Annotated in this window: 14 protein-coding genes; 8 read left to right on the forward strand and 6 right to left on the reverse strand. The window is 72.5% G+C overall.

Annotated elements, in window-relative coordinates; genetic code table 11:
- The first annotated feature begins 28 nt into the window (after window positions 1–28).
- The 7 genes from PKE79_RS16045 (at window position 29) to arfA (ending at window position 9,894) form a co-directional block, all read left to right on the forward strand.
- Entirely contained in the window at window positions 29–1,225 is a 1,197-nt protein-coding gene (locus tag PKE79_RS16045) for a hypothetical protein (protein ID WP_271174713.1), read from the forward strand.
- A gap of 36 nt (window positions 1,226–1,261) precedes the next feature.
- The gene (locus PKE79_RS16050) at window positions 1,262–3,931 is read left to right on the forward strand and encodes a phosphoenolpyruvate carboxylase (protein ID WP_271174714.1); all 2,670 of its coding nucleotides are present in this window, start codon (window positions 1,262–1,264) and stop codon (window positions 3,929–3,931) included.
- A gap of 100 nt (window positions 3,932–4,031) precedes the next feature.
- Window positions 4,032–5,057: a LacI family DNA-binding transcriptional regulator gene (locus tag PKE79_RS16055; protein WP_271174715.1), complete on the forward strand. Its 1,026-nt coding sequence runs from the start codon at window positions 4,032–4,034 to the stop codon at window positions 5,055–5,057.
- A gap of 88 nt (window positions 5,058–5,145) precedes the next feature.
- Window positions 5,146–6,483, forward strand: coding sequence for an extracellular solute-binding protein (locus PKE79_RS16060; protein ID WP_271174716.1), 1,338 nt, complete (start codon window positions 5,146–5,148; stop codon window positions 6,481–6,483).
- A complete protein-coding gene (locus PKE79_RS16065; RefSeq protein WP_271174717.1) occupies window positions 6,480–7,445 on the forward strand; it encodes a carbohydrate ABC transporter permease in 966 nt (321 codons plus the stop codon). Before PKE79_RS16060 ends, PKE79_RS16065 begins: the two co-directional genes overlap by 4 nt.
- Entirely contained in the window at window positions 7,442–8,338 is an 897-nt protein-coding gene (locus PKE79_RS16070) for a carbohydrate ABC transporter permease (RefSeq protein WP_271174718.1), read from the forward strand. The genes PKE79_RS16065 and PKE79_RS16070 overlap by 4 nt, the downstream gene beginning before the upstream one ends.
- A 20-nt stretch (window positions 8,339–8,358) precedes the next feature.
- On the forward strand, window positions 8,359–9,894 hold the full coding sequence (gene arfA / locus PKE79_RS16075) for an arabinosylfuranosidase ArfA (protein WP_271174719.1): 1,536 nt from the start codon (window positions 8,359–8,361) through the stop codon (window positions 9,892–9,894).
- A gap of 9 nt (window positions 9,895–9,903) precedes the next feature.
- Here the strand turns inward: arfA and PKE79_RS16080 are convergent, their stop codons facing one another.
- Window positions 9,904–10,707: an alpha/beta fold hydrolase gene (locus PKE79_RS16080; protein ID WP_271174720.1), complete on the reverse strand. Its 804-nt coding sequence runs from the start codon at window positions 10,705–10,707 to the stop codon at window positions 9,904–9,906.
- Between the two features lie 58 nt (window positions 10,708–10,765).
- On the opposite strand from PKE79_RS16080, the gene PKE79_RS16085 reads away from it, so the two are divergent.
- Complete coding sequence (locus PKE79_RS16085; RefSeq protein ID WP_271174721.1) at window positions 10,766–11,029, forward strand: glutaredoxin family protein; 264 nt, start codon at window positions 10,766–10,768, stop codon at window positions 11,027–11,029.
- A gap of 13 nt (window positions 11,030–11,042) precedes the next feature.
- On the opposite strand, the gene PKE79_RS16090 is transcribed toward PKE79_RS16085, so the two are convergent.
- The 5 genes from PKE79_RS16090 to PKE79_RS16110 all read right to left on the reverse strand — a co-directional run bounded on the left by PKE79_RS16090 (window position 11,043) and on the right by PKE79_RS16110 (window position 14,917).
- Window positions 11,043–11,465 carry a recombinase family protein gene (locus PKE79_RS16090; protein ID WP_271174722.1) on the reverse strand — a complete coding sequence of 141 codons (423 nt, stop codon included), beginning with the start codon at window positions 11,463–11,465 and terminating at the stop codon, window positions 11,043–11,045.
- Window positions 11,466–11,527: 62 nt separating this feature from the next.
- On the reverse strand, window positions 11,528–13,072 hold the full coding sequence (locus PKE79_RS16095) for a serine/threonine-protein kinase (RefSeq protein WP_271174723.1): 1,545 nt from the start codon (window positions 13,070–13,072) through the stop codon (window positions 11,528–11,530).
- Entirely contained in the window at window positions 13,069–13,584 is a 516-nt protein-coding gene (locus PKE79_RS16100) for an FHA domain-containing protein (RefSeq protein ID WP_271174724.1), read from the reverse strand. Before PKE79_RS16100 ends, PKE79_RS16095 begins: the two co-directional genes overlap by 4 nt.
- Window positions 13,581–14,390, reverse strand: coding sequence for a PP2C family protein-serine/threonine phosphatase (locus tag PKE79_RS16105; RefSeq protein ID WP_271174725.1), 810 nt, complete (start codon window positions 14,388–14,390; stop codon window positions 13,581–13,583). Before PKE79_RS16105 ends, PKE79_RS16100 begins: the two co-directional genes overlap by 4 nt.
- On the reverse strand, window positions 14,387–14,917 hold the full coding sequence (locus PKE79_RS16110) for an FHA domain-containing protein (protein WP_271174726.1): 531 nt from the start codon (window positions 14,915–14,917) through the stop codon (window positions 14,387–14,389). The genes PKE79_RS16105 and PKE79_RS16110 overlap by 4 nt, the downstream gene beginning before the upstream one ends.
- Window positions 14,918–15,156: the final 239 nt, after the last annotated feature.

Genomic DNA, 15,156 nt, shown 5'->3' on the forward strand with positions numbered 1-15,156 from the left:
GCGCGATATGTCGGGGGTGGGGTCTACCTTGCGGCACATGATCACACGCAGCGAATCCCCCGAGCAGGGACGGGATGCCTACGTCCCCGGCGAGCAGACATCACGCGGCAGGACGGCCGTCTACATCGTCTCCCTCGGTGTCCTGAGCACATTCGTGTTCGCGTGGCCCACTCTGGTCGTCGTCGCGGCGACCAGTTCGTGGGAGCAGGCGTGGTCGATCCTGTCGACCGTGGCGAGGGGCTTCATCACTCCGTCGTTCGTCGCGCTCGCCCTCACAGGCCCCGCGATCATCACCCTTCGGCTTCGCTTTGAAAGCCAACTCCGACGGGGACTCATCGACCAGCATGCCCTGGACGAGCGCCGCCGCTGCGACAACCTCGTCACCGCTCTCGCCATCGCCGCTGTCGCGCTGGCGACAGCGGGGCAACTCGGCGCATACACGCGTCTGTCGACCGTGGGAAGCGGTGTCGTGATGCTGGTGCTCGCAGCAGGGAGCGTGCTCTTCGCGGCGGGCATCGGCTTCCCCTTCGTCCCGGATGCGCGCGAGCAGGTGGAGAACCTTCGCACGCAATACCGTGCTCGGCGCCAGGTGCTGGAGGAGCTTGACGGCCGAGAGCTGCCGACTCGACGGCGCGCGCTCGTCATCCTCGTCTCCTGGTGCTCACTGCTCCTCCTCGGCGTTCCCGCGGCGTTCTCGATCTGGCTGTCGCTGGGCGATGCCTCGGCATCCTGGACGACGACTGTCATCGGGACCATCGTCGTGCTCTCGCTCGTCAGCACCTACGGCATCGCCTGGTCGTCGTCGGCGCTCGGCCCCTCCCGGGTCGACCGCGTTTCACGGGTTGCGGGAAAGATCATCGCCGGTGGAGGCTGGTTTCCGCTCGCTGTGTTCGAAGGCTGGTTCTGGCTCTCGACGGGGGATCGAGTTTGGGCCGTCTACAGCATCGCCTTCGCTCTGATCGGCGCCGTTTCCGTCTGGCTCGCGCGGTCGAGTGCCCGTTCGCCGTGGACGGTTCGAGCGGCCGTCGCCGCCCTTCTCGAACCCGGTCTCCGAAGCCGGGCGGATTCGCTGCACGACCGGATCTGCGCGCTGCAGAACGACATCGCCCGTGTCGAACTCGAGCGTGAGTCCCGGCTGCCGCTGCTCGTCGCGCGCATTCTCCCGCTCTTCCCGCGCAAGATGCGCGACGCGCTGTCGCACGCCGTCACATCCGCCCTCGCGTGAACGGAGCGGTCTCGCGCGCCCGCTAGCGTTGTCTGCATGCACGATCCCACCCCCACGGAAGTTCTCGACGCCGTCGGGCGACTGGAAGCGGAGCAGGAGATCCCCGAGCAGATGCGCGCCGACGTGCGCCTGCTGGGCTCCCTCCTCGGCCAGGTGCTTCGCGAGAGCGGCTCGGCCGGCCTGTTCGACGACGTCGAGCGCCTGCGCGTCGCGACCATCCACGCGTACACGGACCCCAGCCCCGAGGCCTTCGACCGCGCCGTCCGGATCGCCGACTCGTTCTCGATCCAGCGGGCAGACGAGGTCGCACGGGCGTTCACGTGCTACTTCCACCTCGTGAACCTCGCCGAGGAGCACCACCGCGTGCGCGTGCTCCGCGAGCGCGACGGCCAGCCCGAGCGCGACCCGCGCGGCACGATCGCCGGCGCGTTCGCCGAGCTCGCCGGCGAGATCGGCGAGGACGCGGCGCGCGAGCGCCTGCAGGCGCTGCGCTTCCACCCCGTCTTCACGGCCCACCCGACCGAGGCCCGCCGCCGCGCGGTCTCGACGAGCATCCGCCGCCTGTCGGCCCTCGTCGACGAGCTCGGCGCCGCACCCGAGGGCGGCTCGGCCGCGCAGCGCACGCAGCGCCTCATGCTCGAGGAGATCGACACCCTGTGGCGCACCGCGCCCATCCGCCCCGAGAAGCCGTCGCCGACCGACGAGGTGCGCGCGGTCATGGCAGTCTTCGACGACACGCTCTTCACGGCCGTCCCCGAGATGTACCGCCGCGTCGACGACGCCATCCACGGCGGCGTCGACGGCGACCGGCCACCCGTCGTGCGCCCGTTCGTCCGCGTGGGCAGCTGGGTCGGCGGCGACCGCGACGGCAACCCGTTCGTCACGGCCAAGGTGAGCCGCAAGGCCGCCGCGATCGCGAGCGAGCACGTGCTCCTCGGCCTCGAGCGCGCCGCGCAGCGCGTGGGCCGCGGGCTCACGCTCGACGCGACCTCCACGCCGCCGAGCGACGAGCTGCTCGCGCTCTGGGAGCGCCTGCGCAGCGCCGACGAGGACGCCGCCGCCGAAATCGCCAAGCGCTCCCCCAACGAGCCGCACCGGCGCATCCTCCTCCTTATCGCGCGCCGGATCACGGCGACCCGCACGCGCGACGCCGACCTGGCATACCGCGACCCCGAGCACCTGCTCGCCGACCTGCGGATCGTGCAGACGTCGCTGGCCGACGCGGGCGCCGCGCGTCAGGCGTACGGCAGCCTGCAGCACCTCATCTGGCAGGTGGAGACCTACGGCTTCCACCTCGCCGAGCTCGAGGTGCGCCAGCACTCGGCCGTGCACGCGAAGGTCCTCGCCGAGCTCGACGCGGGCGGCCCGCGCAGCGAGCTGGCCGAGGAGGTCCTCGAGGTCTTCCGCGCGATCGCGTTCATCCAGGAGCGCTTCGGGCCGCGCGCGGCCGGCCGCTACATCGTGTCGTTCACGCAGTCCGCCGACGACCTCGCCAACGTGCACCGCCTCGCGCGCTACGCAGTCGGCGACGCGGGGCCCGCGCCCGTGCTCGACGTCATCCCCCTCTTCGAGACGTTCGCCGACCTGCAGGCCGCGCCGCGCATCCTCGCCGAGATCGTCGAGCACCCCGAGTTCGCGTCGCGCCTCGACGCGACCGGCCGTCGCCTCGAGGTCATGCTCGGCTACTCCGACTCGTCGAAGGACGTCGGCCCCGTCGCGGCGAACCTCGCCCTGTACGAGGCGCAGGCGGCGATCGCCGCGTGGGCGCAGGAGAACCGCATCGAGCTCACGCTCTTCCACGGCCGCGGCGGCGCGCTCGGCCGCGGCGGCGGCCCCGCGAACAGCGCGATCCTCGCGCAGCCGCCGCACTCGGTCGACGGCCGCTTCAAGCTCACCGAGCAGGGCGAGGTCATCTTCGCCCGCTACGGCGACCCCGACATCGCGATGCGCCACATCGACCAGGTCGCCGCGGCCATCCTCACGGCGGGCGCGCCCTCGAACGAGGACCGCAACCGCACGGCCGCCGAGCGGTACGCCGACATCGCGCAGGTCATGGAGACGACGTCGCGCGCGCGGTTCTTCGACCTCGTGAAGGCCCCGGGCTTCGCGCCGTGGTTCGCCACCGTGACACCCATGGAGGAGATCGGGCTGCTCGCGCTCGGCTCGCGCCCGGCCCGCCGCGGGCTCTCGGTCGAGTCGCTCGAGGACCTCCGCGCCATCCCGTGGGTGTTCGCGTGGACGCAGGCGCGCATCAACCTCGCCGGATGGTTCGGGCTCGGCACCGCGCTCGAGTCGGTCGGCGACGAGGAGCGGCTGCGGGCCGCCTACGCCGAGTGGCCGCTCTTCCGCACGATGATCGACAACGTCGCGATGAGCCTCGCGAAGGCAGACGACCGGATCGCCCGCCAGTACCTCGCCCTCGGCGACCGCGACGACCTCGCCGCGCTCGTCATGGACGAGATGGCGCTCACGCGCTCGTGGGTCGTGCGGATCGTGGGCGGCGACGGGCTCCTCGCGAACAAGCCCGTGCTCCAGCGCGCGGTCAAGCTCCGCAGCCCGTACGTCGACGCGCTCTCGCTCCTGCAGCTGCGCGCCCTCCGCGCGCTGCGCGAGACGCCGGCGGGCGGGAACGCCGACCCCGAGCAGCAGCGCCTCCTGCTCCTGTCGGTCTCGGGCGTCGCGGCCGGTCTGCAGAACACCGGCTGATCCCGCCCTCTCTCCCCTGCGTGTCTCATTCGGCGCGGGAATGCCCCCGGCTTTCCCGCGCCGAGTGAGACACGCACAGGGGGGCGTCTATTCTGAGCGGATGGCGAGGAGGGCGATGCGGGCCACCATGAAGGACGTGGCGGCGCTCGCCGGAGTGTCGCCGAAGACCGTCTCCAACGTCGTGACGGGCACGGTCTTCGTCCGCCCCGAGACGACCGAGCGGGTCGAGAGGGCGATGGCCGAGCTCGACTTCGTGCCCAACCTCAGTGCGCGCGGCCTCCGCAACGGCCGCTCGGGCACGATCGCGGTCGCGCTGCCGGATCTCGCGACCGCGTTCTCGGCCGAGCTGCTCGACAGCATCCTCGACGTCGCCCACGAGCGCGGCTTCGCGGTCCAGATCGAGGAGACGGCCGCCGAGCCCGGCCGCGAGTACGAGCTCATCTCGCGCGCCCGCGCGCACCTCATCGACGGGCTCATCCTCAACCCGATCCGCCTCGAGGACAGCGCGGTCGAGCACGCCGATCACCTGCCTCCCGTCGTGCTCATCGGCGAAGTCGAGCAGCACGTCACCGACCGCGTGTTCGTCGACAGCCTCGCGGCCTCGCGCGAGATCACCCGCCACCTCCTCGAGCGCGGCGCGCGCCGGATCGCGGCCGTCGGGGGCGACGACGCGTCGGAGATCGCGACCGCCACGAGCCGGCTGCGGCTCGCCGGCTACCGCGAGGCGCTCGCCGACGCGGGGATCCCCCTCGATCCCGCGCTCGAGGTCAACCGCTTCCCCTGGACGATGGCGGCCGGCGCGGCCGGCATCGACGAGCTCGTCGCGCGCGGGACCCCGTTCGACGCCGTCGTCGCGTTCACCGACTCGATCGCGATCGGCGCGCTGCACGCCCTGCACGCGCACGGGCTCCGCGTCCCCGACGACGTGCTCGTCGCGGGGTTCGACGACGTCGAGCCCGCGCGCTTCGCGACCCCCGCCCTGACGACCATCCGCTTCGACCGAGGCGCCTTCGCGCGGGAGGCCGTCACGCTGCTCGAGAGCCGGATGTCCGACCGGTCGCACGCGCCGCGCGCCGTGCAGGTCGCTCACGAGCTCATCGTCCGCGCGAGCACCGATCGGTCGTGAGCGGCTCGCCTCCGCACGCCTCTTGCGCATCCATTACATCGATGTAATGATGGCGTCGTCTCTGTCAGACGGTCACGAAGGAGTGGCGATGGCATCACCACCGGTCCACATCACGCGGCGCCAGCTCTTCGCGGGCGCCGCGGCTCTCGCGGGGACGGCGCTCATCGCCGGCTGCACCCCGGCGAGCGCCGCCCGCGGCGCGCAGCAGCTGCAGTTCTGGCACCTGCTCTCCGGCGGCGACGGCGTCACGATGTCGGGCCTCCTCGACGGCGTCAACGCCGCGCAGGAGGAGTACCGCATCCGCCCCACCGTCCTCGCGTGGGGCTCGCCGTACTACACCAAGCTCGCCATGGCGGCGACGGGCGGGCGCGCGCCCGAGGTCGCGGTCATGCACGCCACGCGCGTGGCGGGCTACGCGCCGGGCGGCCTGCTCGACCCGTGGGACGTCGACCGGCTCGCCGAGCTCGGCGTCGACGAGAGCACCTTCCCCGCGCCGATCTGGGAGAAGGGCTTCGCGGGCGGCGAGCTCTACAGCGTCGCGCTCGACGCGCACCCGTTCATCCTCATGTTCAACACCGACATCTGCGACGCCGCCGGCGTGCTCGACAGCGACGGGCGACTCCTGCCGACGTCGTCGCCCGAGGAGTTCCTCGAGCTCACGCGGGCCGTGGCCGGATCGTCGGAGAGCCACGGCCTCTCGTACGGGTACCTCGGCGACGGCGCCCAGATGTGGCGCCTCTTCTACACCCTCTACACGCAGCACGGGCTCGCGATGGAGCTGCCCGAGGGCGGGAAGAGCGTGCTCGACCAGGATGCGGCCGTCGAGTCGCTCACGCTCATGCAGAGCCTGCTGGACGGCGAGATCGCCGCCCCGCAGAACGACTACCAGTCGGCCGTCGCCGAGTTCGCGACCGGCCGCAGCGGCATGTTCCTCACGGGCGTGTGGGAGCTGCGGACCATGCAGAACGCGGGCATCCCGTTCGACGCGACGACCATCCCCACGCTCTACGGCACCGACTCCGTGTACGCCGACTCGCACTCGTTCGTGCTGCCGCACCAGACGAGCCCCGACCCCGTCAAGCGCGACCTCACCTACCGGTTCGTCGCCGACATCCTCAAGGGCTCGTTCGACTGGGCGGGGGCGGGCCACATCCCCGCCTACCTGCCGATCACGGAGTCGCCCGACTACGCCGATCTCGTCCCCCAGGCGCACTACGCGAATGCGGCCGAGAACGTCGCATACGACCCGCCCGCGTGGTTCACCGGCTCGGGGTCGAACTTCCAGGGCGACTTCGGCGCGTCCGTGCAGGACGTGCTCCTCAGCGGCGGCGACCCCGCCGCCGCCATCGCGGCCTTCCAGGCGCGCGTCGACAGCATGCTCTCCAAGCCGAACCCGGCCGACCCCGAGGGGACGTGGCAGTCATGACGACCGCAGCTCCCACCACCCGCACGATCGTCACCGGCGGCGCCCAGCGCGGCGGACGCCGTCACGTCGGAGCCCAGCGCAGTGAGCAGCTCGTGAGCTGGGTCTTCCTCGCGCCGTTCCTCATCGCGTTCGCGCTCTTCCTCGTGTGGCCGATCCTCCACGGCATCTACCTGAGCTTCACGAACCAGTCCCTGACCGGCGCGGGCGGCGACCTCGTCGGCTTCGCGAACTACGCCGAGGCCCTCGCCGACCCCGTCATGTGGCGCTCGCTCGGGAACACCCTCTGGTTCACGGTGCTCTCGACCGTTCCCCTCGTCGTCATCGCGCTCGTCATGGCGGTGCTCGTCGACCGCGGCATCCCCGGCCAGTGGCTGTGGCGGCTGTCGTTCTTCATGCCGTTCCTCCTCGCCTCGACCGTCATCTCGCAGATCTGGGTGTGGATCTTCAACCCGCAGATCGGCGCGGCCAACAACATCCTCGAGGCGCTCGGGCTCGCCCCCATCGCGTGGCTGCAGAACCCCGACACGAACATGATCGCGATCGTCATCGCGACCGTGTGGTGGACGGTCGGGTTCAACTTCCTGCTCTACCTCGCGGCCCTCCAGAACATCCCCGCCCAGCAGTACGAGGCCGCGTCGCTCGACGGCGCGGGGCCGTGGCGCCAGCTCTGGTCGATCACGATCCCGCAGCTCGGGCCCGCGACCGTCCTCATCGTGATGCTGCAGATCCTCGCGTCGCTCAAGCTGTTCGACCAGGCGTATCAGATGCTCGGCGGCGTCGCGAGCGACACCACGCGCTCCATCGTGCAGTACATGTACGAGGCCGGCTTCGTCGGCTACCGCTTCGGCTACTCGGCAGCCATCTCCTACGTGTTCTTCGCGCTCATCGTCATCATCGGCGTCGCCCAGGCGGCGATCATGTCCCGTGGTGCCGCCGCCGCGCGCAGGAAGGAGCAGCGATGACCACCGTCACGCAGACCCTCGTCACCCCCTCCACCGCGCGCCGCGCCGAGCGCAAGCCCGGGGCCCGGCGGTTCGGCCCCCTGCGGATCGTCGCGTTCGCGGTGCTCCTGCTCCTCGCGATCGGATGGCTGCTGCCGTTCCTGTGGGCGGTCGCGACCGCGTTCAAGACCGAGACCGACGCCGCATCGGGCGACCCCTCGTGGATCGGGCCGAGCGGCCCCACGACCGACGCGTTCACGGCCATCCTCTCGCAGGGCAACGTGTGGATCTGGGCTTTCAACAGCCTCTGGACGTCGGCCGCCGTGACGGCCATCACGCTCGCGATCTCCGCGATGGCCGCCTACGCGTTCTCGCGGCTCGACTTCACCGGGCGGCGCTGGCTCTACGTGGCCGTCATCGCCGCGATCGTCGTGCCGCCGCAGGCGCTCATCATCCCGCTGTTCTACGAGATGCTCGCGTTCAACATGATCGACACGCACTGGGGCCTCATCCTGCCGCAGGTCGTCGCCCCGGCGATGGTGTTCATCCTCAAGCAGTTCTTCGACGCCGTGCCGATCGAGCTCGAGGACGCCGCCCGCGTGGACGGCGCGAGCCGCTTCCGCGTGTTCTGGTCGATCGTGCTCCCGCTGTCGCGGCCCATCCTCGCGTCGGTCGCGATCTTCGTGTTCATCGGCGCGTGGAACAACTTCCTCTGGCCGTTCCTCGTCATCAACGACACGACGCTCATGACGCTGCCGGTCGGCCTGCAGACCGTCATCAGCGCCTACGGCGTGCAGTACGCGCAGGTGATGGCGCAGGCCGTGCTCGCCGCGCTGCCGCTCATCATCGTGTTCCTCATCTTCCAGAAGCAGATCGTCAAGGGCGTCGCGACCACCGGCTTCGGCGGCCAGTGACACCCGGAACCAGGAGAGAAATGACCCGCGCCCGCATCACCATCGACCGCGACTTCACGATCGCCGACGTGCCGCGCCGGCTCTTCGGATCGTTCGTCGAGCACATGGGACGCTGCGTCTACACCGGCATCTTCGAGCCCGGCCACCCGCAGGCCGACGAGCGGGGCTTCCGGCGCGACGTGCTGCAGCTCGTGAAGGAGCTGGGGCCGACCGTCGTCCGCTACCCCGGAGGCAACTTCGTCTCGGGCTACCTGTGGGAGGACGGCGTCGGGCCGGTCGACCAGCGCCCGCGCCGGCTGGACGGCGCATGGCACACGATCGAGACCAACGCCTTCGGCCTGCACGAGTTCGTCGAGTGGGCGGGCGAGGCGGGCGTCGAGGTCATGGAGGCCGTGAACCTCGGCACCCGCGGCGTCGAGGAGGCGCGCGCGCTCGTCGAGTACGCGAACCACCCCGGCGGCACCTACTGGTCGGACCTGCGCCGCCGCAACGGCGCGGCCGACCCGTTCGACATCCGCCTGTGGTGCCTCGGCAACGAGCTCGACGGGCCGTGGCAGATCGGCCACAAGACCGCGCACGAGTACGGCCGCCTCGCGCAGGAGACGGCGAAGGCGATGCGCCTGGTCGACCCGACGATCGAGCTCGTCGCGGTGGGATCGTCGAACCGGCAGATGCCGACCTTCGGCACGTGGGAGCACACCGTGCTCACGCACGCGTACGAGGAGGTCGACTACATCTCGATGCACGCGTACTACCAGGAGCGCGACGGCGACGCCGCGTCGTTCCTGGCCGAGGGCGTCGACATGGACGCGTTCATCGACGGCGTGATCGCGACGATCGACGCCGTGAAGGCCGCGGGCAAGCACCGCAAGCAGGTCGACATCTCGTTCGACGAGTGGAACGTCTGGGACCAGGACCGGTACAACGACCACGAGGCGCGCGAGATCGAGGCGGCGGGATGGCGCGAGCACCCGCGCCTCATCGAGGACACGTACGACGTCGCCGACGCGGTCGTCGTCGGCACCCTGCTGCACAGCCTGCTGCGACACGGCGACCGCGTGCGCATCGCCAACCAGGCCCAGCTCGTCAACGTCATCGCGCCGATCCGCTCGGAGGAGGGCGGGCCCGCGTGGCGCCAGTCGATCTTCTGGCCGTTCGCGCGGATGGCGCGTCTCGCGCAGGGGCGGATCCTGCGGCTCGCGGTCGACTCGTCGCAGACGAGCACGCGCAAGTTCGGCGACGTCGACGCGATCGACGCGGCCGCGACGTGGGACGAGGCGAGCGGGACGATCGCGCTGTTCGTCGCGAACCGCTCGCTCGAGGAGGCCGGCGACGTCACGGTCGACCTGCGCGGGCTCGCGGCCACGGCCATCCGCTCGGCCGAGGTGCTGACCGTGCCCGAGGGCGGCGACCGGCGCTCCGCGAACGTGGCCGACGATCAGGACCGCGTGGGGCTCGTCCCCCTGCGCGACGCGGGCATCGCCGACGGCGCCGTGCGCGCCACCCTGCCGCCGATGTCGTGGGCGGTCATCGTCCTCGACGCCGCGACGGCCTGATCCGACGCGTCACCCGCGGTCGAGCCACGCCAGGATGCGCTCGGCCGCGGGGGCGCCGTCGCGGATCATCGTCTCGTGCCCGTGGCCGGGGATCTCGATCGAGGTCGCATCGGGCACGAGCTCCGCGACGCGGCGCACCCACACGGGCGGGCAGACGACGTCGTTCGCGCCCCGCACGACGAGCGTGCGCGAGCGGATGCGCTCGTACGCTTCCTCGGGGCGATGCGACAGCATCGCCTTCATCTTGCGCCGCAGGTTCGGGCCCGCCCGCAGGTACTCCCTCGCACCGAGCACGAGCACCTTGAGGCTCTCGCCGAGGAGGTCGCGCCCGAGCCGCAGCAGCTGGGGGACGGCGCGGCGCGCCTCGGAGTCGACGGTCGGGGCGACGAGGACGACCGGCCCCGCGAGATCCGGGTGGCGGGCCGCGATCTCGGCGACGACCTGCGTGCCCATCGAGTGCCCGATGAGGACCGGGCGCTCGAGACGGCGATCGCGGATGAACGCCGCGACGAGGTCGGCGACGCGCTCGATCGACGGCGTCCGCGGCGGCTCGGGCGCCTCCCCGTATCCGGGCTGGTCGATCGCGATCGCCCGCCCGCGCTCGGCGAGGTGGACGGCGACGTCGGCGAAGACGCGGCGGCCCATGCCGATCCCGTGCACGAGGAGGAAGACGGGCTCGCCCGCTCCGCGCTCCTCGGCGACGAGGGTCGCGCCCTGCCACGTGAAGCGCGAGATCCGGCCGTCCTCGGGCGCCCCCGCCAGCTCGTCGATCACGTCATCCGCGGCCTCCGCCGCGTCCTCGAGCGCACCCATCCTCTCAGCCTACGATCGCGCGGATCCCGCGCCCCGCAGCGCGCGTAACCTGGAAGGCATGACGACTTCCGCCACCAACGAGATCACCATGTTCGGCGCCGAGTGGTGCCGCGACTGCCGCCGCACCAAGGCGCAGCTCGACGAGCTCGGCGTCGCGTACACGTACGTCGACCTCGAGGCCGAGCCCGCGGCCGCCGAGGTCGCCAAGGAGATCTCGGGACGCACGAACATCCCGGTCGTGGTCTACCCCGACGCGACCCACCACGTCGAGCCGTCGAACGCCGACGTCGAGGCGAAGCTCAAGGAGCTCGCCCTCATCTGAGGCCCTCGCGCGATCAGGCGTCGTGGAGGTGCTTCTGGCCGTGGCCGAGCACCTTCACGACGACGCCGCGGCGCGAGAGCTCGGCGATCGTGCGCACCTCCTCCGCCGCGTCGCGGCCCAGCGCGTGCACGCTCGCGACGACGACGACATCGCCCGACTTCAGGCGCGAGAAGAGGCGCTGCAGGCGCTCCTCCCATGACTCGAGGATGTCGGGCGCGGGGTGCCGGAAGCCCTCGATCGGCACGCCGAAGCGCGTGAGGTCCTCGCGCTGCTGGATCACCGACGGCATGTCGTCGCGCTGCACGACGAGGCCCACGAGACGCGATCCCGCAGGACGCGCCTGCCACCATCCGCCGTCCCGCTGGAGCTCGACGAAGCACTTCGGGCACTCCGAAGCCTGATGGATCTCGGTCTCGGCGGTGTCTGCGTGGCTCATGGTGCTCCTCCACGTCCATTGTGCCGTGCCCGCAGCGCGGATGCCCACCCCCGGCGCGCCGGTCAGCCGCCGACGCACGCGACGGCGGGCTCGGAGCTCGTCCCGCTCGCGCGCCGGAGCACCACCTCGACGCACGTCTCGCCCTCCGCGGCCGGCACGGTCACCGTCGGCTCGACGGTCCGCTCGTAGTCCGGCTCGCCGGCGACGCTCGCGATGGTCCAGAGGTAGCTGTCGCCCTCCTCCGGCTCGGGGTTCGTCCAGGTGAACACGACCTCGTCGCCCCGCACGGCGCCCTGGAGGTCGGCGACGGACGGGACGGCGACGATCGGGTCCTGCGGCGCGACCGTCTGCGCCGGCGTGTCCTCCGGCTCGGGCTCGGCGAGCAGCGCGGGCAGCCCGAAGCCGATGACGGCGACCGCGGCGAGCGCGATCACGCCGACCGACACCCACCATCCCCACCGACCCCGCCGCGGCGCCTCGGCCGCGATCTCGCGGCGCGGGATGGTCGACTCGGGAGCCGACGCGGGCACGGGAGGGCGGATGACCGTGGCGTCGTCGGGATGGATGTTGCGGGCCCCGCGCACGACGGTCGCCTCGTCCTGCGCGCCCCGGCGGATGGTCTCTGCCGACGCCGGGCGCGGCGACGTCGCCACGTCGGCGGCGTCGGGGGCGATGCTCATGACGGCGCGGACGCGCGTGAGGCCGCCGTCCTCGTCCTCGTCGCGGTCGCCCCTGGCGCCCTCGTCGATGATGTCGATCGGTGTGACCGCGTGCGCGAGCTCGATCTGCACCTTCTGCAGCGCGCGCGCGAAGGCGAGCGCACTCGTGTGGCGGTCGGCCGGATCCTTGGCCATCGCGCGCTCGAGCACGCTCTGGAGCGCCTCCGGCACGTCCGGCCGATCGAGCGGCGGCAGCGGCATCCGCTCGATCCGGTCGATGAGGTCGGCGCTCGCGTTGCTCTGGCCCGCGACCTCGAACGGCGAGCGGCCCGCAAGCAGCGTGTAGACGGTCGCGCCGAGCTGGTACACGTCGGAGCGCGGGCCGCTGCGCGCGACGTCGCCGAACGACTCGGGCGGCGACCAGGGGATCGACATGCCGGTCGTCTCGGTCGGCCCGTGCGCGGTCGCGGCGATGCCGAAGTCGGTCAGCGCGGGCCGCCCGTACTCGGTCACGAGGATGTTCGCGGGCTTGATGTCGCGGTGGAGCACGCCCGCGCGGTGCGCGGTCTCGACGGCCGCGGCGATCGGGATGCCCACGCGCAGCGCCTCCGCGACCGAGAACGGCTCGCGTCGGTACCGCACCTGCAGGTTCGCGCCGGGGCAGTACTCCATGACGAGGTAGGGCCGGCCGTCGTCCGAGACGCCGGCCTGCAGGATCGTGACGATCGCGGGATGGCTCGAGAGCATCGCCATGGTGTTCGCCTCGGCCGTGAACTGGCCGGCGGTCGCGCCCATCCGATCGGGCAGGAGGACCTTGATCGCGACCTGGCGACGCGGGAGCTCCTGCTCGTACCGGTACACGTCGGCGAAGCCGCCCGACCCGAGCAGCTCGATGCACTGGAAGCCCGGGATGCGCGGCGGAGGGGCGGGCGGCCGGCGCTGGTTCACGGCAGGTCCTCGAACGCGAAGGAGACGCCGTCGCCGAGATCGACGACGTCGCCCGTCACGACCACCGTGTGCTCGCCCGGGTGGAGCTGCACGGGCTCCTCCCCGCCGCGCAGGAGCGTCGTGCCGTTCGTCGAGTGGAGGTCGACGACGACGACGCTGTCTGCGTCGGGGATGACCTCGACATGACTGCGCGAGATGTCGAGCGACGGGCTCTCGACCGAGACGAGGTGCGGCAGCTCGGCGCCGGTCGATCGGGTCGCGCGCGGACGGCGCCCGATCACGATCGGACGATCGAGCGCGACGGCCTCGCCGCTCGAGAGGCGGATGCGGGCGCGGGCCGCCCGCGTGGGAGCGGCCGAGCGCTCGCCGCGCGGGATGGTCGTGCCGTCGTGGTCCCCGCGCAGGCGCCGGAGGTCGGCGGCCGAGATCGTCGCGCCGTCGTGGTCGCCGAGACCGTCTCCCGTCGGGGCGATCGTGTCGGCCGCCGCCTCGCGCTGATCGCCGGCCGTCATGCCCGTCGACCCCCCACCGGCTCGCGCGGCCGCGTGTCGGCGTCGATGTCGCGGGTGCCCGTGTCTCCGTCGTGCCATGCGACGTGCACGGCGTCGACGACGATCACGGAGACGTTGTCCCGGCCGCCGCGCGCGACGGCCGCCTCGACCAGTCGGCTGGCTGCGGTCTGCGGGTCGTCCTCGGCGCTCAGGATGGCCGCGATCTGGTCGCGCCCGACCTCGCGCGGCAGGCCATCCGAGCAGATGAGCAGGCGGTCGCCGCGGCTCGCCGGGAGCATCCAGAAGTCCACCCGCTCGCTGCTGCCCGCTCCCAGGGCGCGCGTGATGACGTTGCGGCGCGGGTCGCGCTCGGCGTCGGCCTCGGCGAGGCGCCCCGAGTCGACGAGCTCCTGCACGAGCGAGTGGTCGACGCTGATCTGCTCGAGGCGGTCGCCCGCGAGCCGGTAGGTGCGCGAGTCGCCGATGTTGAGCGCGAGCCAGTAGCCCGCTCCGCGCACGTCGACGATGACGACTCCCGACAGAGTCGTCCCCGCGCCCGTCTCGCGGGATGACGAGAACGCGTCGATGCGCCGACGGGCGGCCTCGACGGCCTCGCGCACCTCGTCGACCGTGAGGTGATCGCGTCCGACGAGGTCCGCGAACGCGGCCACCGCCATCCGCGACGCCACCTCGCCCGCGTCGTGCCCGCCCATCCCGTCTGCGACGAGGAACACCGGGGCGGACGCGAGCAGCGCGTCCTCGTTGATCGCCCGGCGCCGGCCGGTGTCCGTCGCGGCGCCGACCGCGACCGTGATCGGCGCGGTCATGCGGGCGCCCCGTAGGTCGCCGTCCGGTCGCCCATCTCGAGCACGTCGCCCTCGACGAGCGGCGTGCGCTCGCCGGGCACGACGTCGATGCGGTCGCCGCCGCGGACGATGACGACGCCGTTGGTCGAGTGGCGGTCGGTGATCCACGCGCCGTCGCCGTCGACGTCGAGCGCGAAGTGCGTCTTCGACAGCGAGAGGCTCTCGTCGCGCACGGCGACGGTCTCGCCCTCCCCCGCGGGGTTCCGGCCGAAGAGCGTGAAGCCGTCGACCGTGTGCACGGCGCCGTCGTCCCACACGAGCGTCGCGGTCGGCCGCGGCGGCTCGCGGCGCACGACGATCGTGTCATCGAGAAGGGGGTCGTACCCGTCGTGCGCGTCGCCTCCCGGCACGATCGTGTCGTCGGAGACCTCGTCCGCCGGGGCCGGGGCGGGGGCGGGCGCCGGGGTGGGCGCCGGGGCGGGCGCCGGGGCCGGGGCGGGGGCGGGCGCCGGCGGGTCCTGCGTGATGCCGGGAACGTACGCGATCACGCCGAGAGTGGCACTCGGCTCCGAGCGTGGTGGCGGGGGCGGCGTCGCGGGCGCGGGAGGAGCCACTGGAGCGGAACCGCCCCCCACGCGCGGGGGTGCGGGCGGAGCCGCAGGAGGCGCGGGGGGCATCGGCGGACGCGGGGGGATGGCCGGGGCGGCGGCCGGCGCGGCAGGCGCGGCAACAGGGGCGGCGGCCGGAGCGACGGGCGGAGCCGGCGGACGCGGCGGCACGGCGACGG

This window comes from Microbacterium barkeri (assembly GCF_027921765.1).
Classification (GTDB): Bacteria; Actinomycetota; Actinomycetes; order Actinomycetales; family Microbacteriaceae; genus Microbacterium; species Microbacterium barkeri.